This is a genomic window from Marinomonas atlantica, from assembly GCF_001639725.1.
Classification (GTDB): domain Bacteria; phylum Pseudomonadota; class Gammaproteobacteria; order Pseudomonadales; family Marinomonadaceae; genus Marinomonas; species Marinomonas atlantica.
Genome location: NZ_LTAW01000007.1, coordinates 207,460 through 231,703, shown reverse-complemented (window position 1 = coordinate 231,703; position 24,244 = coordinate 207,460). Strand labels below are relative to the sequence as shown.

Genomic DNA, 24,244 nt, shown 5'->3' with positions numbered 1-24,244 from the left:
CAATCCATTCATTATATTAAAGCTGACCCACCCTAAATTTAGTCATCGGTCAGCTTGGAAGTTATCGCTTTTTCCATGGCACTCACCACTTCGGGATCATCACCAATAGGATTAAGGAGCGTCAAAGTACGTTGCTCGGTATTCAATTCTTCTAGTTGTTTTGGCACATCAACACGTAGATGTCGACCCTGAGCAAAAAACAAAGGGAATACAGCGATGTTTGCCGTTTCTGGTGGAAGTATAGCCAACACATCCTCGATCGATGGTTTGCACAATTCCATATAAGCCAAAGTTACCTTATCTTCTGATACGACACCAGTGACCCTTGCCAATAACTGCTCAAAAGGTATTTTCCAACGCGGATCGCTACTGCCGTGGGCCAATAAAATAATATGGTCATATTGCTCTAGTTGCATGGTTTTACCTTTCTTTACATGAGGACATTTTAGCGATTTACCCCTTTAAAAAGAAGGGATTACCCAGCCTTAAAGGAATTAAAACACGTATCTAATTGATCTATTTTTCAAAATATGGCGTAAACTTAAAAAACCTTCACTTTTAGGAGCCAGATATGAAAGTTTTAGTCACGGGCGCTAACGGCTTTGTTGCGAGCAATTTGTACCCAATGCTCACCGCTGCAGGCCATCAAACCTTCGCACTGGTCCATAAACATCAAAACGCCATACCAAGTTACGTGCAAACCTTACATTTAGATGACTTAAGCGAACACTTTTTCGATGTTGTGGTTAATTTAGCAGGAGCTGGCATTGCTGATAAACGCTGGACACCGGCTCGTCAAAAAGAGCTCTTTGATAGCCGTGTACAATTTACCCATACACTGTTCGATAAATTGAAGCAAAAGCCTAGTGTTCTTTTGAATTCATCGGCTGTTGGTTATTACGGTTTTGATCAGTTTAAAACATTTACAGAAGACACCGCTCCCAATTCAGGCTTTACGCATAATTTGTGCGCGGCTTGGGAGAATGAAGCGGAACGATTTGCTGAAGCAGGTGTGCGTACGGCTATTTTCCGTTTGGGCGTTGTATTAGGTGACGGTGGTGCTTTAGCGAAAATGAAATGGGCTTACAAGTTTGGAATGGGCGGTAAAATCGCTTCCGGTAAACAATATTTCCCGTGGGTTCATGTTCACGATGTATGCCGCTTTATATTGACTGCCATGGAGGACAAACAATTTGAGGGAAAATATAATTTAGTCGCGCCACACAGTGTTACTCAAGCCCAGTTTGCCAAAAGCTATGGTAAAGCGCTGAATAGACCTACGCCTTTTACAACCCCTGCGTTTGTTCTTGAAACTATCTTTGGGGATATGAGTTCTTTGTTAACACAGGGTCAATATGTTGTGCCAAAAGCTCTTCTGGATCAACATTTCGTGTTTGAATATGCACAGCTTGATAATGCATTAAAAAGCCTCAATTAATGAGGCTTTAATCGGTACTATTTGGACGAAGCTTTCTGGGCACTGGAAGACCCTTGTCATCTTGAAGCGTATGCTTGCATTCGGGAAATTTAATACAGCCCCAAAAATACCCCTTAGCGCCTTTTTTACGAACAAGGTAGTGACCACAAGCTCGACAAGGGTATTTTTTGGACGATGACGGTTCGCCATTTAAGTCATCTAATGTCAACTTACACTCTGGGTAGTTACTGCACCCCCAAAATACGTTTTTACCATGCGTCTTCTTTCGCAGCTGTCCATTGCATAATGGACAAAAGAATTTTTTGGCACGTACAGGACGACCTTCGTCATTATTAGCTGTGTAATCGCAACTAGGATAATTTTCGCACCCCCAAAAGGCACCATTTTTACCACTTTTAAGCAATAACACACCTTGGCACTTCGGACACCGATAGCGCTTACTTGGCATACCGATATAGCCAGAACCATCTTGTGACAAGAACTCTTGTTCCCAAGCATCCGTTATAGGTTTAGGAGAAGGATGTGTAGGCTTTGGTGTATCCCGACTCAAATTGAGTTATTCCTCAACGCAGTTTAATTTATCTTTGTTATCACAAGCATTTGAATTGATGTAGTCTTGCGCTTTATTTACGCCATCACGAGCGACTTCTGCTGTTGCATTGCCCGCTTCTTTTACTTTATCCCATACTTTTGCGCTTTGCTCGCCAACATCTTTGCCAACTTCTTTAGAACGATCTGCTGCATCCCCCACAACTTCACGTGTTCGATCAGCCACATTACCTGCCACTTCTCGCGTTTTATCAACCACTTTGCTTGCCGTATCGCGAATACCATCAACGGTCTCGTTCGCCTGCACTGGCAAGACACAAACCGCAAAGGTTATAGCGATTGCCGACATAAATTTACAAACCTTCATGAATTCACCTCACCAATCAACGTAAAACGCTCACGAATCCAGTGCTCTACGTGCTCCGCAGTAGGCACTGCTGATATTTCAGGATAATTAGCCAATTCCGCATCGCTAACTTGTTCGTGACTCCATGTGGTGTGATAAGGAACATGCAATGCATGTGCTCCAGCCTTTAAAACTGGCAGGATATCCGACCTCATTGAGTTTCCGATCATTAACAGTTCCCTTGGCTCGACTTGTAGACTTTCAAACAATTTTTGATACGTCGGTGTATTTTTATTACTAACGACTTCATACCAATCAAAGTAATCACTTAATTCAGATCGAGCTAACTTACCTTCTTGGTCAAGCAAATCGCCTTTGGTAATCACCATAAGCTGGCACTTACCTTTTAGCGATTTCAATAATTCCTCTACGCCAGGAAGTAGCTCAATCGGCGCTGCCAGCATTTGCTTCGCCAACTGAATAATCTCATGGATTTCGTAACCAGTGATACGGCCTTCTGTCAGCACGATCGCGGTTTCAATCATAGAAAGCGTAAAACCTTTTATGCCATAGCCAAAGTTCGATAAATTCTCAATCTGAACTTCATTCAGACGCTCAAGTATGTACTCACGTGAGTGATACGGTTCAAGCATTTGGACAAAAGTTTGCTGAGTGCTAAGAAACACATCTTCATTGCGCCAAAGCGTATCATCGGCATCAAAGGCTATGGTTGTAATAATAGGTTTTTGCAAATCAATTCATCCAGTGTTGAGTGTTCTCAAGTACAAGTGTTTCATAAAGACTAACATGATCTTTGCTGTCATTGAGTGCAGCAATGTAGTCAAACGCCTCTCCACCAGCGTCCATAAATTCATCTCGTAGTTGCATGTCTATTTCTTCAAGCGTCTCAATACAATCAATAGCAAATGCTGGACTGATCATGTTTAACGACTTAATCCCCTTGGTGGGCATCGCGCGAATGGTTTCATCAGCATAAGGTTTTAACCATTCTTCTCGACCAAATCGAGATTGATAGGAATGTGTATACTCTGACTCATTTAAGCCGAGCTTTGCCACCACAGCTTGCGTAGTTGCTTCACAACGTGACTGGTAAGGGTCGCCTTCTGTCACATAACGTTTTGGTATGCCATGATATGAAAACATCAAATGTCGCTTTCCGCCTTGAGCTGCCCACTGTTTTTCAATGCTTGCAGCAAGCGCGTCGATATATTGCGGGTGATCTGCATAATCTTGCAATAGATTGAGGGCAGGCCAATGCGGACAACGCTTTAGGGATGACATCAACCTATCATAAGCCGCCGCAGTGGTAGAACGCGAGAACTGAGGGTACATTGGCAATACCACAATGCGTTCGACATGATGTTGCCGAAACACTTTAGCTGCTGCCTCGACGCTGGGTGCACCATACGTCATAGCCATAGTCGTTACAAAACGCTGTCCATCGGCATTTAATTTTTCATCCAGTTTCTTGGTTAATCTCTGGCCTAACACCAGTAACGGTGAGCCTTCATCCATCCATACTTCTTGATACACTTTGGCTACCTTTCTAGGACGAATATTCAAAATAACACCGTTTAAAATAGGCTTCCAAATCAAAGGATTCACATCAACAACTCGTGGATCAGAGAGAAACTCCTTCAAGTATTTTCGCACAGCTTTAGGAGTGGGTGCTTCCGGTGTTCCTAAATTAATAAGTAACACACCGATTAAACTTTTTTTCTGATTCATAGTCATTCCGTTACGTAGAAAAGATAATGTGCTTAAAAATCAAGTGTACCCAGACACTTAGACACATCGCCAATACGATCCAATCCAGTACTTTGGATTCAAATTGACTCACATGAATACGTTGTGACAGTAGCAGTCCGAATAAAAGACCTACCAACCCAGCTAAAGCAATGAGTGGAGACAGGTAATCGAACGCCATTCCAGCCGGTAGAGCCAGTACTCCTACCCATGCACCAATGAGTGAAAAACACCATAATGTACAACGATTCGCTGAGTTAGTATGTTGATGTAACCCCGATAAAATCGACATTCCTGAGCTTAATCCGAGCCATTGAGGGAGACCGATAAGCAGCCCAACAATGATTGACAGTCGTTGAGGAATTCTCTGCAAATCCAGCTTTGGCCAGTGCCACCCTATAAAATTTACCAGTGTTGTTAAGCCTAATAAACTCAGCAATCCGACAAAACCCCATGGCAATAAAAAGACTAGCTGAACCCCGACAAAGCTCCCAAGTGACAATCCTGCCCCTAAACGGGTAACGGACTCTATATTTAGACTTTGCCGCTCTTTAAAGACACAATATCCTGCGTAAGTAAGAGCGAAAGGCATCAAACTCACAAACAGCGAAAGCAAGGTTGTGACGTCGTCTAAAGCGAGCAAACTGCACGGGATGATAATAATAAACGGGTCTAAGCGTAATCGTTTATTTACGATTACAGCACACAGCGAAGATAGAACAATATATATAGATAAAAGCATAAGGAGAAACACCCTGATCAATCAGGGTGTTTTAATGGGGCAAATTATTCCGCTTCCATAACGCTACGGATTCGATCTTGAATCACGGTCGCTAATTTATCTGGCTGGAATTTAGATAAAAAATCATCACACCCTACTTTTTGAACCATAGCTTTGTTAAAGCTACCACTCAAAGAGGTATGCAACACAATGTATAGATCCTTCAAGCGAGGATCTTCGCGGATTTCTCGAGTCAGACGATAACCATCCATTTCGGGCATTTCTGCATCAGTAATCATCATAAGTAGCTTATTAGGAACATCCTCACCATCCGCCGCCCATTTCTTAAGTAGATCTAAGCCTCGCTTACCATCAGTGGCAGTATGCACAGCGATACCTAAGTGATCTAATGTTGAGCGACACTGAGCCAGACCAACGGAAGAATCATCTACCACCAGCACCTCTAGCCCATCCGCCAAACTCAATAGATCTTTGTCGATGACGTCTTCTGATACACTAGAATCATAGGGCGATATCTCCGCAAGCACTTTTTCTACATCTATTATCTCTACAATACGCTCATTCACACGAGTAATTGCAGTTAGGTAATGGGTGCGGCCGGTGCCATCCGGTGGAGGAAGAATTTCGCTCCAGTTCATATTAATGATTCGGTCTACTTCACCAACCATGAAACCTTGAACTGTGTTGTTATATTCTGTCACGATTAAATTACAAGGCTTATCTTTATCAATTGGACGAAGACCAATCGATTCAGATAAATCAATGACAGGAACGGTACGCCCACGAAAGTGGGTTACGCCTGCAACAGATGGGTGACGATGCGGCATTAAATTAAGGCGAGGCAGCTGAACCACTTCCTGCACTTTAAATACGTTGATAGCAAATAGCTGCATGCCACCCAGACGAAACATCAACAGCTCTAGTCGGTTTTCACCAACCAGTTGAGTTCTCTGGTCTACTGCATCTAACATTCCCGCCATAACATACTCCGAAACATAAGTTTTATACTTAAGGTACAACTTTAATAATGATAGTTAATTCTAACTAACATAACAGTAATTTTTTGCAGTTTAAAACTGTTAAGTCATGATCTACAAAGAAATTCATACAATTTTAATACACAACTATTGCAAAGGATTCTGTTCCCTCACCATTGGCTGGTAAACTGTTACCAACGACTACTTTGGAGATAGTATGCTAGACATTGGCGTTAACTTAGATCACTCATCTTACCTTGAAGACCTAAACGCTTTTCGAGAGGAATACCAACAAGCTGGGGTTGACGGTATTATTTGTATCGCTTCAAGCTTAGAAGAAGCTCAAAAGTTAATAACAATCTGTTCGCCCTACCCTGACATGCACTATACATTTGGCTGCCATCCACACCACGCCTCAACTTGGCAGGATAACCATACTCAAGTTCTACTAGAAACCTTCAAAACTGATTCAAAAGCCATCGCAGTAGGTGAAATGGGACTTGATTTTAACCGCAACTACTCTACACCAGACGAGCAAATCTTCGCTTTCGAGGCGCAGCTTAATATAGCTAGCCAAAGCAATAAACCTGTCTATTTACATGAGCGGGACGCATTTATTGAACTCACCCAACGGCTTGCTCAAGCTCAATTACCCAAGCAAGGGGTAATTCATTGCTTTACCGGAGATAAAGATCAACTAAAAAAATATCTTGATCTTGGATTGTATGTGGGTATCACTGGTTGGCTTTTAGACGAGCGTCGCAACCAAACGCTTGTTGATGCTATAAAATATCTGCCGTTAGACAGAATCATGCTGGAAACCGATGCACCGTACTTGTTGCCACGTAACATACGACCTAGACCGAAACGAAATCACCCAAAGTTTTTGCCGTACATCGCTCAAGGGGTGGCTGAAGCTAAAAACGTTTCAGTGGAGGATGTGATCATTGCAACCAAACACAATACCCAAGCGTTGTTTTTCTAATGCGCGTTGACCTAGTTACTTCGAAGAACCTACTAAAAAGATACGCCGAGGCTTATGGGCTGGAACGTCCGCAGATTTTGAGTTAATTACAGGAACGGCCGGGCTTGTTGATCGCGTCGACAGCACTTCATCAACTCTAGCCACATCAAACGGCCAATCTGCTTCGACCATTCCATTCGAAAGAACTGGGATACGCAAACCGTATTGATCAACTAACTGCTGGTCAGCAGCAATATCAACATGCATTAGTTCAACATCACCAAAGAAGTGACGTAGCCATACTTCTGCTTCTTCACATAAATGACACCCTAAAGTGCCGTATAACAAGACGTTAGACATAACCCGCTTGTGTTTTCTCTAATTCTAAAATGGATTGCGGCAAACATGCCAAGGGCGTTACAGGACAGACAAGATTGGCTGCACTTAAAAGCTCATCACCGTAAATCCCCATGCAAGACAATGCCAGTACGACAATTTGTGTCGCCTCTTGTTCTGGTAGGGTTTTATGCGCCAGATGATATTCTTTAAGCAAAGGAAACACGCCATTCTCAATAAAAGAGGCGGTAATCTTAGGGTTATTGTGGCGTCTATGTGACATGGAGCCCTCTAATACCATCGGCTCTAACAAAGAAACTAATCCACCCTCTAATCGTTCAGAAAAACCTTCCGCTTTAAAGAAATAATTCGCCCAATCAGGCTTAGCATTGAGAATGTTGACAAAATATTTGATCAATAAGGAGATGCGGCATTCGATGCTAGTCTGTGTGAAGGTCAGACTATTTATGTCTTTAATAACCATGAGAGATAGACTAGCTCGTACATCGGCTAACGCTTCGTCTTTGCTATCATAATAATTATAAAACGTACCAATGCTAACACCCGCAGAAGCAGCGACATGCTGCACTGTAATTTCACTCCAATCTGTTTCTAACAAAAGCTCCTGAACGGCATTGCGTAAACGATCTAGGGTTAAAACTCTTTTAGGTGCTAGTGCCATGTTTGTCTCAACTGTCAATCCATAAAAGTTGTGATGTGCCTTTTCGGCACATCATGCTGCCAAGTTAAAGCATTTTACAGTGGATATACTCTATAAGACCATATGCTTATAGCAAATTAAACTGCGGTGTCAGTATATCAACAACGTTCAAATTAAGCATATGAAAAACGCCTTCCGCAATCGGGAGAATTTGTTTATCAATATAGTGCTGATAATCCAAACCGCTTAAGTCTTCATCGCTTAAATATGGAACGACGCCAGCTAAACTGTAAACGTATTGTACCCTTTTACGTCCACGCTCATATTCCGGTGGCAATCCTTGATTGTGTCGAATTTCATCCGCCATTTTTGCTGCACGTACGTGAGGCGGCTGAGTTTTGGTGTACTTTGCCAGTGGACGTGTCAATTGTTTCGAATAGATCAACTCATGGTCGAATTTACCCGCCAGTAGATCACTGACAAAATCCGCCACGTAACGATCCATGTCTTTATCAAAGAATACATGCTCAAAGAGCTCAACTTGAAAGCGTTTTGCTAACGGTGTCCAGTCACTTCGGGCTGCCTCCAGCCCTTTAAACACGAGCTCCCCATTGGTCAAGCCTGCATAGCGTTTTTTTGACCCTTCTTCTTGTCCACGAATGGTTGGCATATAAAAACGGGTATAAAGCGTTTCAAACTCTAGCTCTAGATGTGAGTCAATATCAGCGTACTCGCCACACCATTCGCTTAGACACTGATTCACAACGTCACGCAAGTCTTTACCTGCTTGCCATGCCTGTTCTTCAGATAAATCATCCGACAAGGTAATGAACAGCGAGTCGGTATCACCGTAAATAACTTTCGCACCACGCTCTTCCATCCATTGCTTGCTACGACCCAGTAATTCATGGCCGCGCATCGTAATCGAACTGGCTAATTCTGCATGATAAAAGCGACACACTGACGAGCCAAGCACACCATAAAATGAGTTCATGATAATTTTGATCGCATAGCTTAGAATTTCATTACCATCCCGTTTTGCAGTTTCACGTGATTGAGCAAGCTCAGCTACCAGCTCCGGCAAAATAGCAAATTGTCGCTGGAACGAGGCCCCTCGATAACCAGGCACAAGACCTTCATCTTGCGCCAAAGCTTGCGCCACAACTCGGGCTAATGGGTCAACAAAGAATGTACGAATAATACTCGGGTATAGACTCTTAAAATCAAACACCAACACGTTTTTGTATAAACCAGGCACTGAATTCATCACAAAGCCGCCAGGGCTTGGAACAAACTTGTCTTCACTCCAAGCAGGACCAACCCACCCCGAGCGATGAAGCCGTGGTAAATACAAATTTTCAAATGACGCAACAGAGCCACCGGGTTGTGACATTGGAATACCCGTCAAATCGACTCGTGTCTGCTGTAATTCGATCAGCTTTAATTTTGCAAAGATACGCTCAACCAATACACAATCTTGTAGGTTATAAGCAGCAAAATTGGCCAACTCTTCGCGATGTAATCGTTCGATCTCTTGCCAACGATCACCACCCGTAATTAGCTTACTTTCATCCAGTAGTTCATTACTGACGTTGTTCAGGCTGTACGAATTAAAGTGGTAGCCACCAACCTTGAGCATGGTAATACCGTCTAACACCACACGACCAGCAATGGATGCGAACACTTTGCCGCTTTCTTTTGCTTCACGTACGCGCCAAGGCTCACCTTGTACGCCCAGTGTTGGCTTAATGCCAAGCGCTCGAAAACGCTGATCCAGAAACATTAAATCAAAGCCGATGACATTCCAGCCAATAATAATATCTGGCGCATGCTTACGTACAAACTTAATAAACGCCATCAATAACTTACGTTCATCTGTAAACGTATAAACGTTTTCTATTTGAGCCGGTTCGGTGGTGACAACGAGCACTACCTTACGATCACCACTGGTGACACCTATAGATAATAATTCATTGCGCGACACAGACGTCTCGATGTCTAAAGACCATACCCGCCAATCAGGTTGGTAGTCTCCGGCTTTTAATTTTGCTTGAGTATAAGTGGCTCCAGAAGCATCGGGCACACCAACAAAAGCAACTTGGCCCCGAATATGTCGCTCCATTAAGTAGCGATCTTCTGGCTTAATATCTTCTTCGTAAACCAAATAGCCCTGTTTTTTTACCAACGCAACCATTTGCTGCTGCAGCAACAAGCTCTGACAGCGAACAACATTGACCGTATCATGGGAAAAAGACTTCAGCCGCGTCTCTTCAGACTGAATACCAGGCACATCGGTAGCCAGAGCCTCCAAAGGTGCATTGGTGAAAAACAATGTTTCAGGGTTGGCGATGGCAACTTTGACCGTGCCTTCGTCAGTCTTCACATAGTAATGAATGTCTAAACGACCTTTTTCATCCTGACTGTGACGACTGACGATGTATCCTTGCTGTGATTCAAACATGGTTATGGGTACTTAGATGGATCTCAATAATCGAATGGGCGGCACTTTTAGCACAGCTCGACTCGCAAATACACCAATAATTGTGACAATCCCCCAGCCAGCTAGTGGGCCAACCACCCATAATAACGGATGAAAGGTCACTTCCATTTCAAACACAAAGTGCTGTAAGCCCACTAGAGCAAGCTCTGCACCCGCCGCGCCGATTAAACCGGCAAACAAGCCTAATGCTCCAAATTCGATCAACAAAGCCTGCCGAACAATTTTTTTAGTGGCACCTAAGGTTCGCAACAACGCTCCTTCTTCCAGCCTCTCATCAAGTGTTGAACGAACGCTTGCAATCAACACTAACGCGCCAGCCCCTAAAATAAAGGTCAGTACGATTTTTAATGCATTTGCCAATTGCGCAATAATGTCCTGCACCTGCTTTAATAATTCACCAATATTCAACATAGAAACGGTTGGGTAATTTGCCATAAAGCGATAAAACCCTGCGGCGCTGGTGTCGTCTAAAAAGACACTGCTGACATAATTAGCTTGATAATCCGAGAGCACCGAGTGGGGCAAGATTAAATAAAAATTGGGTTGCATACTTTGCCAGTCGACCGTTCGTATCGAAGTAATGGGTAAAGAATAATCTATCCCCCCGACATTAATGGTCAATTCATCTCCAAGCCCCACATTCGCCTCAATAGCCGCCTCTTGCTCAATAGACACGCCCGCAGCATTAAAGTCCCCATCGACCAGCGTTGAGCCTTCACCGATTTGATCGGCCCACGTTAGGTTTAGTTCCCGCTCTACAATCTCAGGTTCGTTGCGACGATCTGGAAATAAAACATCTACGGCTTCTCCGTTTATTTCAATCACTCGACCTCGAACCATAGGAAACCAATCAGACGCGGTAATTTGATTGTCTTGGGTATAGCCCCTGATACCCTCCAACTGCGTTTCTTGAACATTAAATAAGTAATGGTTTGGCGTGTTTTCAGGGACTTGTGCTTGCCAATCTTGAATCAAATTACTTTGTACGCCCACCAAAACAAGGCTTAGCATGATGATCAATGTAAAAACGAGAAGTTGAAACAAGTTTGACACAAGACGCCGATGTAATGCGGCCAAACCTAGCTGCCAGCCAGTAGTCGATTGTTTGGATAATTTTCGGCTGACCGCAAACAAGCCCCAACCGACTAAAAATACTAAGCCCGTCACCACCGCTAGACCGATCATCACGATACTTGGCAAACGCCAACCACCGGCATATATCACCATTAGGCCGTACATACCGACTAAGCCAAAGGCAAACAACGACGTCGAACTTACTTGCAACCCAGCATTAGGCTGTAAGACACGTAGTGGTGGCACATTGACAAGACGCGCCAACAACGGCGCGCAGAACGCCAAAACCGAAATGATCGCAGTCGCAGCGCCAAGCCACAGTTTATTTAAGCTGGGCGATGGCAGGGAGCTGTTCATCAGGGATGATAATAAATCTGCGATAAGAGCCTGTATCAAAAGCCCTAATCCAGAACCGAGAATAATCCCAAGCAGCGTAATCATCGACACTTGAAACACCATTAAACGAACGAGTCGCTTCGGCGTAGCACCCATGGTTTTCATAACGGCAAATTGCGTTAAATGGCGTTTCACATAACGCGCTGATGCCAGTGCCATAGCGACACCCGACATGACAACCGCCAACGTTCCCGCCAGCAATAGAAACGATTCAGCTCGGTTGACCGTACTACCAATCCGTTCTCCACGTTCAATTGGTGTACGTATGCGCTCGCCCTCACCTAACTTGCGCGCCAGTGCAGAATCAAATTGCTCCAATACCTCAGGGTCTCCAGCGTAAAGAAAGGCATAACGGACACGTGCGCCTGGAATAATCACTTGTGTGGAAGCTAAATCCGATCGGTTAATAATAGCTCTGGGAGCGATCGAGAATGCTGACGTAGCACTACCGGGATCTCTTACTAGAAAACGAGTCACCATTAATGGCGCCTCTCCTACTCGTACGGAATCCCCTAACTTAACACCCAGTAAACTGGCTAATCGTGATGACAACCAAATTTTTCCGGCCTTGGGGGCTTCCTGTAAGGCTTTGCCCACACCAAACAATGTCTCATCAACTAAAAATTCTCCACGTAGCGGGTAATTGTCAGCTACTGCTGTTACTTGAGCTAACTGCAGTCCATCGCCACCAAACACCATGGAGGAGAAGGAAGCCGTTTGGGCTGTCTCTAGTCCTGCTTGCTGCGCATCGTCGATCCACTTCTGTGGTATCGGCTCATCTCTACGAACACTTCGATCGGCTCCCAGCAAATTGGCAGATTGCACTTCAAATGATTGTTGCAATCGATCCACGAATAATCCAATTCCTGTCACCGTCGCAACAGATAAGGCTAAAGCGACAAGTAATGTCAGAACGTCGCCCGTTTTAAATTCCCTTAGGAGTAAGCGCCAAGCAAACATTAGGACTCCTTAAGCTCGCCGTCGTATATTTCAATACGACGGTCACAGCGTTGCGATAATTCAGGATCATGCGTTACCACAACCAACGTAGTGCCCTGTTCACGGTTTAAATCAAACAATAGGTCTTCAACTAACGCGCCATTCTTACTGTCTAAGTTTCCTGTCGGTTCATCGGCAAACAATATTTTAGGGGCCGATGCAAACGCGCGAGCAATGGCAACACGTTGCTGCTCTCCGCCGGACAACTGCCTTGGATAATGGGTAATTCGATGCGACAAACCGACTTTTTCAAGCAATTCACGGGCGCGATCATCCGCCTTACCATTGCCTTTCAGCTCATTAGGTAGCATCACATTTTCCAACGCTGTTAAGCTTGGTAATAAATGAAATGACTGAAAAATAAAGCCCACATACTTGCCTCGTAAAATCGCCCTACCTTCTTCATCCAGGGTTTCTAGTGCTTCGCCATATAACTTAATAGTACCTTGCGTATGCTGATCCAAACCGGCCATTAACCCCAGCAAGGTAGACTTACCTGAACCTGATGCACCAACGATGGCAACGGACTCACCGTCCTTGATATCAAGATTAATTCCTTTGAGTATGTCCAATTCACCATTGCTTGTTGTGACGGAATGGTTAAGCTTTTCTATTGTCAAAGCCGACAATGTTTCCGTGTCTTGCATAAATAGGTTGCCTATGTTTTTAAAATTGTGTGTTGCGTTACTATGTTTTTGTTCGCTGTTTGCTGCAACGGCCCAAGCCAAAACGCTGTTAGTGTTTGGTGACAGCTTAAGCGCTGCCTATAACCTCAGACAACAGCAAGGTTGGGTTAGTTTACTCAGTCAACAATTAAAAAGTAGCCACCCAGAGATCCAAGTGATCAATGCCTCTGTCAGTGGGGAAACCACTCAAGGTGGTTTAGCGCGTCTTTCTAAACTGCTAGACACCCACACCCCAAATTGGGTCGTTATTGAACTAGGTGCCAACGATGGCTTGCGAGGATATCCCTTGGAACAAGTGCAACAAAATCTCGCTAAAATGATTGAGCAATCACAGCAAGCTAATGCTGAAATCCTGCTGTTAGGCAATCATTTACCGAGTAATTATGGACGCACATATACCGACCAATTTTTTAATATATACAAAGACTTATCAGATCAATACAACACTCAGTACGTGCCTTTTATGCTTGAAAATGTGGCACTTAATAAGACCCTGATGCAAAATGATGGATTGCACCCGAACGCCGCTGGTCAGCCCGTTGTACTTGATAATGTTGCACCTGCGTTACTACCCATGTTGAACGACTAAAAGGAGTTACGATGAAAGCTGTATTTTTGGATCGCGGATCTTTCCCAGAAGAAGTATTTATTCCAGTCCCAGAGGGTGTGAAAGAAACACATTTTTTTCATAATTCAAATGATACTAATACGCTTGAACGCATTCAATCGGCCGACATTGTAATGACTAACAAGGCCGTTTTAACACGTGCTTTATTAGAGCAAGCCTCAAATCTGAAGCTTGTACAAGTGATGGCTACAGGTATGAACAATGTCGATTTAGACGCCTGCAAAGAACTTGGTATTACCGTCCAAAATGTGGCTGGGTATTCCACTGTGAGTGTACCAGAGCATACCTTTGCTATGATTCTGGAGCTAAGACGCAATCTGACTCGCTACCGCGAAGCGATTAAGCAAGGGCGTTGGAGCCAGTCTGAATTCTTCTGTTTTATGGATTACCCTATCACCGACTTGGCCAACAGTACTTTATGCATCATTGGTAAAGGCACACTTGGTAAGCAGGTTGAAGCAATTGCTACCGCATTTGGCATGCAGGTCATCTTCGCAGAACATAAGCATACTGACTCCGTACGCGACGGTTATGTGGCATTTGATGAAGCTATAAAAGCCGCTGATATCATTAGCTTGCATTGTCCTCTTACAGATCAAACACATCATATGATTGATGAAGATGCTTTCAAACTTATGAAGCCGAACGCTCTATTAATTAATAACGGTCGAGGCGGACTAGTCGATGAGCATGCGTTGGTTAATGCTTTGAAGCAAGGCAAAATTGCGGGTGCTGGATTTGATGTCGCGACTACTGAACCCATGCCGCAAGATCATGTTTTACAGACCATTTGCGATTTACCCAACTTCATACTCACGCCCCATGTTGCTTGGGCTAGCGAATCTGCAATTTCACGCTTACTACAGATCGCATGTGATAATATGAATACTTTTATTAAGCAACAGACTTCATGACCTTAGAAATTCTTCATATTGATGACGACTTAGTCGTCGTCAATAAACCCAGTGGACTACTGGTCCACCGTACGGACTTAGCCAAACATGAACAAGATGCCGTTGTTCAACGTCTTAACGAACAACTAGGTCGTTGGGTCTTCCCAATACATCGCCTTGATCGTGCGACTTCCGGAGTTTTGATCATGGCATTAAATGAAACCGCCGCACGAAAACTCGGCGAGCAGTTTATGGCGCGAACTACAGGGAAACACTATCTTGCCATTGTCCGTGGCCACACAGCAGATCACGGAACAATCGATTACCCTCTGGCAAAGCTTAATGAAGAAAAAGGCCGCTCTCGTTTTAAAATCGAAGGCACTGAAAAAGAAGCTGTCAGTCACTTTCAGACGTTAGAAACCTTTGAAATTCCGGTGCCTGTAAGCCGCTACAATCAAATGCGTTTAAGTCTTGTAAGCGTTCAACCAGAACATGGTCGCACCCATCAAATTCGCCGTCATTTTAAGCATGTGTTTCACCCCCTTCTAGGAGACACGCGCTATGGCTGTCGTCACCACAATCAAGTCATGCGCGACTTTTGGTCTGAAGATTTACGATTGATGTTACACGCCAAGCAATTAAGCTTCACACACCCAACCACTCAAATGCACATGTCAATTGATGCTCCTGTTCCAGATGATATGCAGCAATTAATTGAATCACTCAGACAACAAACCTGTAATTAGAGCCGCACTATGAAAACTAAACTTGTTTACTCAACTGACCAAGGTCGATTATGCCCTGAATGTGAACACAATTTAAACGATTGTCAGTGTCATGACACTTCAAAAGTTCTTGGCTCTGGCAACGTTAAAATTCAGCTCGAAACCAAAGGCCGTAAGGGCAAAGGCGTAACATTGATTAAAGAACTGGCATTGAATGCCGATGAACTAAAGACTCTGAGCAAAAAGCTCAAAAATCACTGTGGCGTTGGCGGCTCTGTAAAAGAAGGTGTTATCGAGATTCAAGGTGACCAGCGGGATAAGATTAAGGTCTACTTAGACAGCCAAAACATCAAAGCAAAAATCGCAGGCGGGTAATTTACATTTCGTTACAAAAGAGCTTTAATGTAAACTTAGCTTACGAAGACCTAAAAAAAAGCCTAGAAAATCAAGCATTTTTGTTTTGATTTTCAATGTTATCTTGCTAAATTTAACTGAATAGTAATTCATTAAAAGAGGTTTGAATGCACTCCGACAGTCCACGTCAGGCCAATGCTCTATTACATAAAGCAGTTCCACTGATGCGCAAAATGGACATCGCGCCAACGCCATATAACTATGGCATTTGGTATGAATATGTGCGCCAAACCTCGCCCAAACTTAACCAATTAGTTGACTCCACTATTGGCCGTATAGGCAGCCTACCCAGCTTTATTTCAAAAGAACTGTTTCATCAATTTCTTGTTGCAGAAGAAGCGCGTTATAACAGCGATCATAAAGATCGACTTGAAGAACTGGTCAACTCTGTCTCAACCAGCACTTACACCATGTCAGAGAGTCTTCAAGAGCTTGGCTCAGTCATTGAAAAAAGCCGTCGAGTATTGTCTCGCGCCGATAGACAGCAACACCTTGAGAAAGTTGTACGCTATCTCGACCAAGGCACCAAGAAAGCACTAGAAGAAGCCGAGTACTTCTCAACCTCTTTACACAAAGTAAATGAAGAGGTTTTGCAACTGAAAGCAGAATTGGATGAGATGAAAAATAATGTTGATCTAGATCCTTTAACACAATTGTTTAACCAAAAGGGCCTAGAGCGTCAGCTTTATTCATTGATTCCACCTTCTGAGGACGATCTGTCTCTGCTGATACTGGATATTGATTATTTAAAAGAAATTAACCTTAAAAATGGCCGGCGCGCTGGTACAGCACTTATCTGTCACATCAGTCGAATATTACACAGTAAGAAACTTGAAAATGCGACAATTGCTAGATTGAATGGCGGTACATTTGCCATCGTTCTGCATGAGGCCACGCTTGACTACGCCATTGAGTACGCCGAAATACTCCGCATGCACCTTAATAAGCAACGATTAAAGAACCGTTCTGGAGAAGGCATTATTGAAAAAATTTGCGTATCCATTGGCGTTGCAACAGTCATAGGACAAGAAACTCCCGCTAACCTTATTGCTCGAGCAAGTGGCTATCTGGATAATGCAAAGCGACAAGGTCGAAACCGGACGGCCAGTCGTTAATTTAGGAAGATATTTTTAACATGGAAAACCTGCCACACACCACTTTTATTGAGGTGCGCGATTACGAATGTGACATGCAAGGCATCGTCAATAACGCGGTCTATCAAAATTATCTAGAACACGCTCGTCACACCTTCATCAAAGACAAAGGCCTCAACTTCGCCGACATAACTAGAGATGGCATTCATTTAGTGGTTATGCGAGCTGAAGTCGATTACAAACGACCTTTAAAAAGTGGCATGACCGCTAGAGTAGAAAGCCACTGTGAACCCATAAGTAAATTTAAAACTAAATTTACTCAGTCTATTTATATTAATGAAACAAGCCAGCTGAGTGCTCATGCTGTCTTCATCATCGCCTCAATAAGCGACAATGGACGCCCTGCTGTTTACAAAGACATAAACAAGCTTTTTAGCTTATAAAGCAATTTTCACAAACCAAAAAAAACCGCTACTTATAATAAGTAGCGGTTTTTCTATAATTATGCTGAGAAATACAATCAAGCCCATGTAATGCATCGGTTACCCAGCTTCGGCTCTCCAAATAAAACTTATTAAGAGCATCAATAGTAGAATCACTAGCTCCCAACAACTCAGTTTTTTCAAACTTCATTGCTAACAACAAAAGAGTGCCCTGCTTTCCACTATGACTTAATAATGCCTCTTTGATAGTGCCGCTAATAGGGAGTTGCTCACAGAGAACATCGATGTCTTGATTGAGCATCAGATCAGCCATGGAAAGTAGCCCCATAATAAATGCTTCATCTGGATTGGTATTGAACTTATATTGCGCAAGCTTTTGACACATGGAGGCTCGCGTCAAAACCTTAGGCAAAAGTAACATTTTACAGGGGTCATCATTGGCTATTACTATTGCCGTCCCCATTCCTTCCCACCCATTTCTACCAACCGAGACGCGGCTCGTCGAAAGGAAAAGGCGAGATCATTGGCGGACGAAAATTGTGCCAGTGACACGCCAATTCGACCCGTCGCCGACCACTCGACATATTTCCCCTCTTTGGTGCGAATCATGGTCGTCGCAAAAGAACTCGAGTTTCCCCCCTTCTCATTGACAAACAACTCTTCATCTCCGTCACTGCTTTCGACTTGCGCTTCAAAATCAACAAACAATTCGTCGAGCGGGACTTGTGCCGCCAGCACCAAGCGGGTACGAGATTCATAACACGCGTCAATGAGGGTCACGAATCGTCGCGCTTCGTTGAGGTGATTGGCGTCCAGTTGGGGGACGCGTTCCATGATGATGACCGGAAATCGGTCGCAGAGTGAAATATAATCGGCCGCGCCGAGCGGTTGGTAGCACAACTCGGAAAAGTCAAACCAAGCGCACCGATCATTTAATCGAGCAACCTGGACGGAGCGACCAAAGAGGACGGGGATGATTTCGGCCTGAGTTCCGGATGCAGTGTCACCAAATATTTCTTCCAACTGCGCCTGCATGTTCTTATTACTATTATTATCGCCATGAACATTCTCGTTTGACCAAAAATAGGATTGACCACACGCTCGTTTTTCGAGTCGATAATCCTTGCGGGAATCCTCCATGGAAATAATGTCGGACGTGTGTTTCAGCATGTCGATGAATGGCAAAAAGAGGGATCGGTTAATGCCTCCCTTATACAAGGAATCGGGAGATCTATTCGAGGTGGCCACCACCACGACATTCCAATCCAATAATAGTGAAAACAGTCGCTTCATAATCATGGCATCGGCAATGTCTGTCACTTGAAATTCATCGAAACAGAGGAGTTGGGCTTCTTGTGCCAATTGTTGCGCAATAATGGGAATGGCATCTCCTCGCGGGTGCTTCTGTTTGTATACAAAGATTCGATGATGGACGTCTAGCATGAATTCATGAAAGTGAGCGCGGCGTTTGGTAATTTTTGCTTGTTTGTGGCTGTCATTATTACAGCAAGAATCATCATCAGGAGCAGCAACCGACGCGTAAAAGAGATCCATTAGAAAGCTCTTGCCGACCCCGACCGGTCCATGAATGTACATGCCTCGCGGTGGTGGACCAAAAAACAACAAATGGAACTTCTTTCGAAAAAAGGACTGGACGGATGCCAGGGATCGCGCCAGTAACACTGGACCGCTGCTTGTACAACTGCTCTCTGTCGGATCGTCGGTGCACACGCGCACTGGTGGGAGCCATGCAAGAGACTCGTGCAGGACATCGAATTTTGCCGCCAGAGCGACTTGCGCCTCATCTCGTCGCACCTCCCCCGCGTCCAACTTGAGTTCATAAGCCGCTGAAACGGGGCCTGTAGAGAAGCACCGCCGAGCGACGCGATGTTGTGCTTTCAACGTCTTCATCATCTTCTTCATCACCGAACTAACGAGTTTATCAACGTGCTAATATGGTACGCTAGATTATTGTAAGAGGATCAAATTGATTTGCATTAGAGACTCAAGTTTTTGTGTTCAAGTTGAACGCAAAATTCAGCATACTAACATGGATGGGGTTTGGTATTCATGCTTTTGGCACGGGCTGGGTTTACAATATTTCTGGCCTTTGGGGCGTAGAAATAGAGCTTAAAGGCGGCTCATTGGTTCGTCTCGGCACTGACGAGCCTAACTACCTATGTCAAGCAATTATAGATTCCAAAAACAACATTGAGTAAAGTCAGAAAATCGACAATACAACGCGATCAAGCAGACGCGTTTTCCGTAACTTAATTTAGTGTTTGAATAGCCCAAAAAAATATCTACTTAAGCTGCGCAGCTTATGACAACGTTGAAACGTCCGCTCTTAGCCTTTTATGCCAACAAGTCAATTAACCTCTAACGGCCGCTTTTCTGAAAAAAGGGACATTAGGGGTGAGAAATCGTCACTTTAAATTCAGATTGGTCACTAAAATGTACAAGCGCAACATTAGACATTGACGGATTAAGGCCAGATGACTCCTAGAAGCAGACTAAAAATTACCATTGATGTTTTGTTCTATTTTGGCAAAAAGGCATAAGGAATAATTCGTTTTAGGCTTAGTCTTTAGTTTTCAATTATTGAAGGCTAAACAAAGCTCATATAGAGTCCTTTATGAGTCAAATAAACTATCAGATAATTCAGGAGCATTTTTGAATATCGATGGCTCATCTCTGAAGTGGTGACATTAATGGTAAGACTGGACGAAAGGCGAAGCCAGTAGATTAAGAGCTGATACTCCGAAAAAAGTCCTCTGTCTGGTCATCTATTGAGTAAAAGAACTCAAGCCTCAATTCATCCGCTATTACGTCCTGTGGCGTGCCCAATGTGGCTACCATGGTAAATAGGCTCAGCTCTATGTTATCGACTTTAATATTAATGGGCATGACAGGCAGCAAGCCTAAATTAGGCACAGTGTCTTGTATGTATAGTTCAGAAACTTCTACGTAACTCTGCAGTTTTTCTATGACTTTTTGGTCGCCCGACGCCATGGCTTCACTGCGTAAGCGCTGCACAAGCAATGGTGCAACGTCATCCCAGTTCGTAATAAATTGTCTAAGTCCAAGAGGGTGTAAGGACATCAGCGCTAGGTTTGTCGAAATTTCTACTGAGCTATTTGTAGATTCACTTTCATCATTCACAGGTATCGAGGTCGACGACAAAAGCATTAACAGTTTTTCAGCAGCACTATTTTTGCGAACAATATTCCAAAAGCGATCAACAACAAACGCAGGCAGTGGGTTGTGGTGCTGCAAGGCTTTTTCGACAGCATTTAGAACAGGTAACATGGACGGCGAGTCCAAAGAATTTTCAGCATAGATTGGGCTATAACCAGCTGATAACAGCAGTCCATTTCTTTCCCGCAAAGGAATATCCAGTGCTTCCGATAACTTCAATACCATCTCTCGACTCGGCAAACTTCGACCTGTCTCGAGAAAACTCAGGTGCCTTTGAGAGATATTAGCAAACAACGCTAAGTCTAATTGAGACTTATTACGATATAAGCGCCACGCTCGGAACTTCGTTCTGAAATCAGATGTAACAGTTTCTGTCATAAATCCCTCCAGTCGATTCTATAGTGCTTTCTGGGCCAGATTAAGTCTATTACTTCTGAGGTAATTGCACCTGTGTTGATTTTAGCAAAGGATGGAAGAAAATCTAACAGGAATGAGTCATGACTTTACAACGCAAATTGGCAATCTTGCTTCTAGTTCTCCTTACCCTTGTGACAGTTTACGCAGTGGCGGACGTCGGCTTTATTGGAATTTTCCGATTTCAGCTCAGCAGCCCAGCTGGCTGGCAAGTACTTTTCGATCTAATAGTGGCCCTTGTATTGCTGTTCATGTGGCTAATTCCAGACGCGAAGGCGAAAGGCCGTAACCCTTGGATATGGGTCGCCGTAACCTGTGTTGTAGGGTCTTTCGGCCCACTTCTTTATGTAGTAACTGAAAAGAAGTAGGCATGAAACTGGGAGTTTGAGATGCATATTACATCTCAAAAAGGCCACAAGCGCTGGTTATTGATCACGGCATGTGTTGTCGGGTCATTTGGTCCAATTTTTTCACTAGCAACGCAAAATCAATTCGATCATGCAGCGCAGTTGACACTCGATTTGTTGCATTGGCCTATAGATGGCGTTCAAACCTATACAGGTGGAACAATGCGATTTTTAACTGCACTTACTGGCGGATTTTTATTTGGGTTGGGGGTAATGATTTTCTTCTTAAGACAGTGGGTTTATGACCTAGCACCGGAACCTACACGAAAAGCCATTGTGGTTAGTCTAGTTGCTTGGTTTGTAATGGATTCCATCGGGTCAGCATCTGTGGGTGCATATTCTAATGTTTTGTTTAATGTTCTTGTTTTATTGGCTGCGGTAGGGCCGCTATGGTGGCCAACTAGAGCTGCCTAAGTTAAAACATTAAAAGTCTTTGAGACCAGCAAAGCTGGGAATTATGAACCGGTTTTGATGTTTCAGTTATTAGGGAACGTGCGATTAAGTCAGCTAGCTAGCACTAAGTCGCAGCTGGCTTGATTCGCTCTTTAATTTACTAAAAACCTCGGTTTTTAGTGTGTCTATTCCCTAGTTGGAGGCTTAAATGCTCCAACTGCCGTTATCAAGACGGATTAACCCCGTGCAGACCTGATCATCTGATCCACTCGCAGTATGTTTCCCAGTGCAAACAGCACCGCGAGCTTATTGTCATTTTTTGATAGACCTTTATAGACCACTTTGCGGAAGCCAAACTGGCACTTCAGTATCCGAAACGGATGCTCTACTTTTGCTCTAATACTGGCTTATATATACTCAGTATTGATAGGCTTTTTATTAATACGGGGATGCTTCTTCCATTCCCACACCTTGCTTGGCATCTCCGCAATTAACCAGTCCAAATCCTTATCTTTGGTTGCCTCACGTTTTTCTACGCCACGCTTAGCATCGACTCCAATAATTGCCTTCAACCCAAAGAACCATTGTTTTCCTTTCTTGGTTTGATGCCTTTCTGGGTCACGTGACTTGGCTTTATTTTTGGTCGAGCTAGTCGCGTCAACGATGGTGCCTTCTTTGAAGTAAATACCTGAGTCTGATAGCCATTTTTGGACTTCTTTAAATAATTTTCGTCCAAGTTTATACTTCTCCAGTAAGTGCCTGAAGTTCATAATAGTTGTGTGATCATGTATCTCACCTTCTAAGGATAACCGAGCAAACAGCCGCGTAGAGGTCATCTCATAAAGAGCGTCCTTCATGGCATGTTGTACCAGTTCTGCATAAAGTGAATGCGTAGCATGGTAGACAAAGGCTAGGGGCGACGTCCGTTGCCTGCTTTTGGATAGAAGGGCTCAATTTGGGCTTCAAGCTGCTGCCAAGGAATCAATTCATCCATTCGAGCAAGTAAGATTTCTTTGCGAGTTTTGCGGCGTTTGCTGGTAAATTCGGTGTCGGCGAAGGAAAGCTGGTTCAGTATCGGTAGGCGTCGTAGTTGTCTTAAGTCGACGAAATTATCTCATGTTACCGACTTAATCGCATGTTCCTTAGTGTATGACTGATTTAACGAGGAAAATCACGAAAAATACCGTCCTACTAAAAACCAATTTTTCTTTTTAATTACAATGACTTAAAAGCTATTAACGTTGAAATACTGATTTTAAGATTTGAGATAGGCATATTACGTTTAATCGAAAAGTGTATGACTCTAATTAGATGAAAATTAGTCATACTTTTTGCACTACACTTTTTTCTTGGACGTAATCGTTCAATATGGACGCCATTGAACATAAACCATTGATTTTATTGAATTTTAGACACAAAAAAAGACGTCCTTGGACGTCTTTTCTGTAAAGATGGCGGTGAGCAAGAGATTCGAACTCTTGATGCCTTTCGACATACACGCTTTCCAGGCGTGCTCCTTCGGCCACTCGGACAGCTCACCTAAACTTTTCAATTCACTCGTTGTGAATTATGGCGCGTATGATAAGTTTGAAGTTATTGAATTGCAAGCCTTTATTCACTTACAAAAGTAATTCTTTCAGTGATACCTGTATCTTCAACTCGTTTCGCTTGAACACTTGCTGTGCCCACATAAATCAAACCTACTACTTGTTGATTTGGCTCTAAACCAAGTTGTTCTTTCGCATCATCAGTAAAAACAGCTGGTCCCGTTCGCCAAATACCAGCGTAATCCAAAGCCTCAACCCCTAACAACACCTGCTGAGCAGAAGCTGCTACGGCCATTAATTGCTCAAACTCAGGAACCTTGGGGTGATCTACAATATCAGCGTAAACAAGCAAAACAGTGGGAGCACGGAAGGCCTTTTTAATAAATACCTCAGCCTTATCATCAGATAATTGCTCCACCTCAGACTTAGCGTGACGCCAGTATACTTCACCTACTTTTCGACGCCCCTCACCTTCAAATATTTTGAAACGCCACGGCTTTAAATTGCCATGGTCTGCTGCACGACTGGCGGCATCTAAAATCTCCAACCACTCCTCATGACTGGGTGCAGGCTCTACAAGTTGATTGTTGGATACACGATCACGTATGAAACGTAAAAAATCTTTACTCATAACTATATAATTTCCGTTAAGA

The 24,244-nt window shown here is 43.6% G+C and carries 27 protein-coding genes, 1 tRNA gene and 1 pseudogene; 11 read left to right on the top strand and 18 right to left on the bottom strand.

Annotated elements, in window-relative coordinates; genetic code table 11:
* Positions 1 to 38 precede the first annotated feature (38 nt).
* Positions 39 to 416 carry a sirohydrochlorin chelatase gene (locus AYW75_RS14335; RefSeq protein WP_067037873.1) on the bottom strand — a complete coding sequence of 126 codons (378 nt, stop codon included), beginning with the start codon at positions 414 to 416 and terminating at the stop codon, positions 39 to 41.
* A 155-nt stretch (positions 417 to 571) separates the two neighbouring features.
* Here AYW75_RS14335 and AYW75_RS14330 point away from each other — a divergent pair, with 155 nt between their 5' ends.
* Positions 572 to 1,438 (top strand): TIGR01777 family oxidoreductase, encoded by an 867-nt coding sequence (locus AYW75_RS14330; RefSeq protein WP_067100735.1) that lies wholly within the window; start codon positions 572 to 574, stop codon positions 1,436 to 1,438.
* 7 nt (positions 1,439 to 1,445) lie between these two features.
* Here AYW75_RS14330 and AYW75_RS14325 read toward each other — a convergent pair whose 3' ends face one another.
* Genes AYW75_RS14325 through AYW75_RS14300 form a run of 6 tightly spaced genes read right to left on the bottom strand, consistent with a single transcriptional unit; the run spans position 1,446 to position 5,822 of the window.
* Complete coding sequence (locus AYW75_RS14325; protein WP_067100732.1) at positions 1,446 to 1,988, bottom strand: DNA topoisomerase family protein; 543 nt, start codon at positions 1,986 to 1,988, stop codon at positions 1,446 to 1,448.
* A gap of 6 nt (positions 1,989 to 1,994) precedes the next feature.
* The gene (locus AYW75_RS14320) at positions 1,995 to 2,354 is read right to left on the bottom strand and encodes a hypothetical protein (protein ID WP_067100730.1); all 360 of its coding nucleotides are present in this window, start codon (positions 2,352 to 2,354) and stop codon (positions 1,995 to 1,997) included.
* Positions 2,351 to 3,085, bottom strand: a complete 735-nt coding sequence (locus AYW75_RS14315; RefSeq protein WP_231886222.1) for an HAD family hydrolase — start codon at positions 3,083 to 3,085, stop codon at positions 2,351 to 2,353. The genes AYW75_RS14320 and AYW75_RS14315 overlap by 4 nt, the downstream gene beginning before the upstream one ends.
* Position 3,086: 1 nt before the next feature.
* Positions 3,087 to 4,082 carry a ferrochelatase gene (gene hemH, locus AYW75_RS14310; RefSeq protein ID WP_331709530.1) on the bottom strand — a complete coding sequence of 332 codons (996 nt, stop codon included), beginning with the start codon at positions 4,080 to 4,082 and terminating at the stop codon, positions 3,087 to 3,089.
* A 10-nt stretch (positions 4,083 to 4,092) separates the two neighbouring features.
* On the bottom strand, positions 4,093 to 4,842 hold the full coding sequence (locus AYW75_RS14305) for a hypothetical protein (RefSeq protein ID WP_067100722.1): 750 nt from the start codon (positions 4,840 to 4,842) through the stop codon (positions 4,093 to 4,095).
* A 44-nt stretch (positions 4,843 to 4,886) separates the two neighbouring features.
* Entirely contained in the window at positions 4,887 to 5,822 is a 936-nt protein-coding gene (locus AYW75_RS14300) for a chemotaxis protein CheV (RefSeq protein ID WP_067100720.1), read from the bottom strand.
* 214 nt (positions 5,823 to 6,036) lie between these two features.
* Here AYW75_RS14300 and AYW75_RS14295 point away from each other — a divergent pair, with 214 nt between their 5' ends.
* Complete coding sequence (locus tag AYW75_RS14295) at positions 6,037 to 6,804, top strand: TatD family hydrolase (RefSeq protein WP_067100717.1); 768 nt, start codon at positions 6,037 to 6,039, stop codon at positions 6,802 to 6,804.
* 15 nt (positions 6,805 to 6,819) lie between these two features.
* On the opposite strand, the gene AYW75_RS14290 is transcribed toward AYW75_RS14295, so the two are convergent.
* The 5 genes from AYW75_RS14290 to AYW75_RS14270 all read right to left on the bottom strand — a co-directional run bounded on the left by AYW75_RS14290 (position 6,820) and on the right by AYW75_RS14270 (position 13,396).
* Entirely contained in the window at positions 6,820 to 7,143 is a 324-nt protein-coding gene (locus AYW75_RS14290) for a glutaredoxin family protein (RefSeq protein WP_067100715.1), read from the bottom strand.
* Positions 7,136 to 7,801, bottom strand: a complete 666-nt coding sequence (locus tag AYW75_RS14285) for a TetR/AcrR family transcriptional regulator (protein WP_067100712.1) — start codon at positions 7,799 to 7,801, stop codon at positions 7,136 to 7,138. Before AYW75_RS14285 ends, AYW75_RS14290 begins: the two co-directional genes overlap by 8 nt.
* Positions 7,802 to 7,907: 106 nt before the next feature.
* Positions 7,908 to 10,241, bottom strand: a complete 2,334-nt coding sequence (locus tag AYW75_RS14280; protein WP_067100709.1) for a DNA polymerase II — start codon at positions 10,239 to 10,241, stop codon at positions 7,908 to 7,910.
* A gap of 12 nt (positions 10,242 to 10,253) precedes the next feature.
* A complete protein-coding gene (locus AYW75_RS14275) occupies positions 10,254 to 12,710 on the bottom strand; it encodes an ABC transporter permease (protein WP_067100706.1) in 2,457 nt (818 codons plus the stop codon).
* Positions 12,710 to 13,396 carry an ABC transporter ATP-binding protein gene (locus tag AYW75_RS14270; RefSeq protein WP_067100703.1) on the bottom strand — a complete coding sequence of 229 codons (687 nt, stop codon included), beginning with the start codon at positions 13,394 to 13,396 and terminating at the stop codon, positions 12,710 to 12,712. The genes AYW75_RS14275 and AYW75_RS14270 overlap by 1 nt, the downstream gene beginning before the upstream one ends.
* Before the next feature lie 13 nt (positions 13,397 to 13,409).
* Between AYW75_RS14270 and AYW75_RS14265 the strand changes: the two genes are divergently transcribed.
* The 6 genes from AYW75_RS14265 (at position 13,410) to AYW75_RS14240 (ending at position 17,632) form a co-directional block, all read left to right on the top strand.
* On the top strand, positions 13,410 to 14,024 hold the full coding sequence (locus AYW75_RS14265; protein ID WP_067100700.1) for an arylesterase: 615 nt from the start codon (positions 13,410 to 13,412) through the stop codon (positions 14,022 to 14,024).
* A gap of 11 nt (positions 14,025 to 14,035) precedes the next feature.
* The gene (locus AYW75_RS14260; RefSeq protein WP_067100698.1) at positions 14,036 to 14,977 is read left to right on the top strand and encodes a D-2-hydroxyacid dehydrogenase; all 942 of its coding nucleotides are present in this window, start codon (positions 14,036 to 14,038) and stop codon (positions 14,975 to 14,977) included.
* Positions 14,974 to 15,702, top strand: coding sequence for an RluA family pseudouridine synthase (locus AYW75_RS14255; protein WP_067100695.1), 729 nt, complete (start codon positions 14,974 to 14,976; stop codon positions 15,700 to 15,702). Before AYW75_RS14260 ends, AYW75_RS14255 begins: the two co-directional genes overlap by 4 nt.
* Positions 15,703 to 15,711: 9 nt before the next feature.
* Positions 15,712 to 16,056 (top strand): translation initiation factor, encoded by a 345-nt coding sequence (locus AYW75_RS14250; protein WP_067100692.1) that lies wholly within the window; start codon positions 15,712 to 15,714, stop codon positions 16,054 to 16,056.
* Between the two features lie 146 nt (positions 16,057 to 16,202).
* Positions 16,203 to 17,210 (top strand): GGDEF domain-containing protein, encoded by a 1,008-nt coding sequence (locus tag AYW75_RS14245; protein WP_067100689.1) that lies wholly within the window; start codon positions 16,203 to 16,205, stop codon positions 17,208 to 17,210.
* 20 nt (positions 17,211 to 17,230) lie between these two features.
* Positions 17,231 to 17,632, top strand: a complete 402-nt coding sequence (locus AYW75_RS14240; RefSeq protein ID WP_067100686.1) for an acyl-CoA thioesterase — start codon at positions 17,231 to 17,233, stop codon at positions 17,630 to 17,632.
* Positions 17,633 to 17,660: 28 nt separating this feature from the next.
* Here AYW75_RS14240 and AYW75_RS14235 read toward each other — a convergent pair whose 3' ends face one another.
* Together AYW75_RS14235 and zapE are read right to left on the bottom strand one after the other, a co-directional pair.
* The gene (locus AYW75_RS14235; RefSeq protein WP_067100683.1) at positions 17,661 to 18,095 is read right to left on the bottom strand and encodes a YuxH family protein; all 435 of its coding nucleotides are present in this window, start codon (positions 18,093 to 18,095) and stop codon (positions 17,661 to 17,663) included.
* The gene (gene zapE, locus AYW75_RS14230) at positions 18,080 to 19,546 is read right to left on the bottom strand and encodes a cell division protein ZapE (protein ID WP_067100804.1); all 1,467 of its coding nucleotides are present in this window, start codon (positions 19,544 to 19,546) and stop codon (positions 18,080 to 18,082) included. Before zapE ends, AYW75_RS14235 begins: the two co-directional genes overlap by 16 nt.
* Positions 19,547 to 19,647: 101 nt before the next feature.
* Here zapE and AYW75_RS14225 point away from each other — a divergent pair, with 101 nt between their 5' ends.
* Entirely contained in the window at positions 19,648 to 19,851 is a 204-nt protein-coding gene (locus AYW75_RS14225; protein ID WP_067100681.1) for a hypothetical protein, read from the top strand.
* A 526-nt stretch (positions 19,852 to 20,377) separates the two neighbouring features.
* Here the strand turns inward: AYW75_RS14225 and AYW75_RS14220 are convergent.
* Entirely contained in the window at positions 20,378 to 21,208 is an 831-nt protein-coding gene (locus AYW75_RS14220; protein ID WP_067100678.1) for a helix-turn-helix domain-containing protein, read from the bottom strand.
* Between the two features lie 119 nt (positions 21,209 to 21,327).
* On the opposite strand from AYW75_RS14220, the gene AYW75_RS14215 reads away from it, so the two are divergent.
* Together AYW75_RS14215 and AYW75_RS14210 are read left to right on the top strand one after the other, a co-directional pair.
* Positions 21,328 to 21,612 (top strand): DUF2834 domain-containing protein, encoded by a 285-nt coding sequence (locus tag AYW75_RS14215; protein WP_067100675.1) that lies wholly within the window; start codon positions 21,328 to 21,330, stop codon positions 21,610 to 21,612.
* 21 nt (positions 21,613 to 21,633) lie between these two features.
* Positions 21,634 to 22,065, top strand: coding sequence for a hypothetical protein (locus AYW75_RS14210; RefSeq protein ID WP_067100672.1), 432 nt, complete (start codon positions 21,634 to 21,636; stop codon positions 22,063 to 22,065).
* A gap of 215 nt (positions 22,066 to 22,280) precedes the next feature.
* On the opposite strand, the pseudogene AYW75_RS18660 reads toward AYW75_RS14210, so the two are convergent.
* The 3 genes and pseudogenes from AYW75_RS18660 to AYW75_RS14190 all read right to left on the bottom strand — a co-directional run bounded on the left by AYW75_RS18660 (position 22,281) and on the right by AYW75_RS14190 (position 24,222).
* A pseudogene (locus AYW75_RS18660) lies at positions 22,281 to 23,119 on the bottom strand (IS5 family transposase).
* Positions 23,120 to 23,496: 377 nt separating this feature from the next.
* Positions 23,497 to 23,584: transfer RNA gene (locus AYW75_RS14195), tRNA-Ser, on the bottom strand.
* 71 nt (positions 23,585 to 23,655) lie between these two features.
* Positions 23,656 to 24,222: a nitroreductase family protein gene (locus AYW75_RS14190; RefSeq protein ID WP_067100665.1), complete on the bottom strand. Its 567-nt coding sequence runs from the start codon at positions 24,220 to 24,222 to the stop codon at positions 23,656 to 23,658.
* Between the last annotated feature and the right edge of the window lie 22 nt (positions 24,223 to 24,244).

Excerpts from the sequence above, each read along its gene's own strand:
- AYW75_RS14335 (WP_067037873.1), bottom strand. The coding sequence starts at position 416 with ATGCAACTAGAGCAATATGACCATATTATTTTATTGGCCCACGGCAGT.
- AYW75_RS14330 (WP_067100735.1), top strand. The coding sequence starts at position 572 with ATGAAAGTTTTAGTCACGGGCGCTAACGGCTTTGTTGCGAGCAATTTG.
- AYW75_RS14320 (WP_067100730.1), bottom strand. The coding sequence starts at position 2,354 with ATGAAGGTTTGTAAATTTATGTCGGCAATCGCTATAACCTTTGCGGTT.
- hemH (WP_331709530.1), bottom strand. The coding sequence starts at position 4,082 with ATGAATCAGAAAAAAAGTTTAATCGGTGTGTTACTTATTAATTTAGGA.
- AYW75_RS14305 (WP_067100722.1), bottom strand. The coding sequence starts at position 4,842 with ATGCTTTTATCTATATATATTGTTCTATCTTCGCTGTGTGCTGTAATC.
- AYW75_RS14300 (WP_067100720.1), bottom strand. The coding sequence starts at position 5,822 with ATGGCGGGAATGTTAGATGCAGTAGACCAGAGAACTCAACTGGTTGGT.
- AYW75_RS14295 (WP_067100717.1), top strand. The coding sequence starts at position 6,037 with ATGCTAGACATTGGCGTTAACTTAGATCACTCATCTTACCTTGAAGAC.
- AYW75_RS14290 (WP_067100715.1), bottom strand. The coding sequence starts at position 7,143 with ATGTCTAACGTCTTGTTATACGGCACTTTAGGGTGTCATTTATGTGAA.
- AYW75_RS14285 (WP_067100712.1), bottom strand. The coding sequence starts at position 7,801 with ATGGCACTAGCACCTAAAAGAGTTTTAACCCTAGATCGTTTACGCAAT.
- AYW75_RS14280 (WP_067100709.1), bottom strand. The coding sequence starts at position 10,241 with ATGTTTGAATCACAGCAAGGATACATCGTCAGTCGTCACAGTCAGGAT.
- AYW75_RS14275 (WP_067100706.1), bottom strand. The coding sequence starts at position 12,710 with ATGTTTGCTTGGCGCTTACTCCTAAGGGAATTTAAAACGGGCGACGTT.
- AYW75_RS14270 (WP_067100703.1), bottom strand. The coding sequence starts at position 13,396 with ATGCAAGACACGGAAACATTGTCGGCTTTGACAATAGAAAAGCTTAAC.
- AYW75_RS14265 (WP_067100700.1), top strand. The coding sequence starts at position 13,410 with ATGTTTTTAAAATTGTGTGTTGCGTTACTATGTTTTTGTTCGCTGTTT.
- AYW75_RS14260 (WP_067100698.1), top strand. The coding sequence starts at position 14,036 with ATGAAAGCTGTATTTTTGGATCGCGGATCTTTCCCAGAAGAAGTATTT.
- AYW75_RS14255 (WP_067100695.1), top strand. The coding sequence starts at position 14,974 with ATGACCTTAGAAATTCTTCATATTGATGACGACTTAGTCGTCGTCAAT.
- AYW75_RS14250 (WP_067100692.1), top strand. The coding sequence starts at position 15,712 with ATGAAAACTAAACTTGTTTACTCAACTGACCAAGGTCGATTATGCCCT.
- AYW75_RS14245 (WP_067100689.1), top strand. The coding sequence starts at position 16,203 with ATGCACTCCGACAGTCCACGTCAGGCCAATGCTCTATTACATAAAGCA.
- AYW75_RS14240 (WP_067100686.1), top strand. The coding sequence starts at position 17,231 with ATGGAAAACCTGCCACACACCACTTTTATTGAGGTGCGCGATTACGAA.
- AYW75_RS14235 (WP_067100683.1), bottom strand. The coding sequence starts at position 18,095 with ATGGGGACGGCAATAGTAATAGCCAATGATGACCCCTGTAAAATGTTA.
- zapE (WP_067100804.1), bottom strand. The coding sequence starts at position 19,546 with ATGATGAAGACGTTGAAAGCACAACATCGCGTCGCTCGGCGGTGCTTC.
- AYW75_RS14220 (WP_067100678.1), bottom strand. The coding sequence starts at position 21,208 with ATGACAGAAACTGTTACATCTGATTTCAGAACGAAGTTCCGAGCGTGG.
- AYW75_RS14215 (WP_067100675.1), top strand. The coding sequence starts at position 21,328 with ATGACTTTACAACGCAAATTGGCAATCTTGCTTCTAGTTCTCCTTACC.
- AYW75_RS14210 (WP_067100672.1), top strand. The coding sequence starts at position 21,634 with ATGCATATTACATCTCAAAAAGGCCACAAGCGCTGGTTATTGATCACG.
- AYW75_RS14190 (WP_067100665.1), bottom strand. The coding sequence starts at position 24,222 with ATGAGTAAAGATTTTTTACGTTTCATACGTGATCGTGTATCCAACAAT.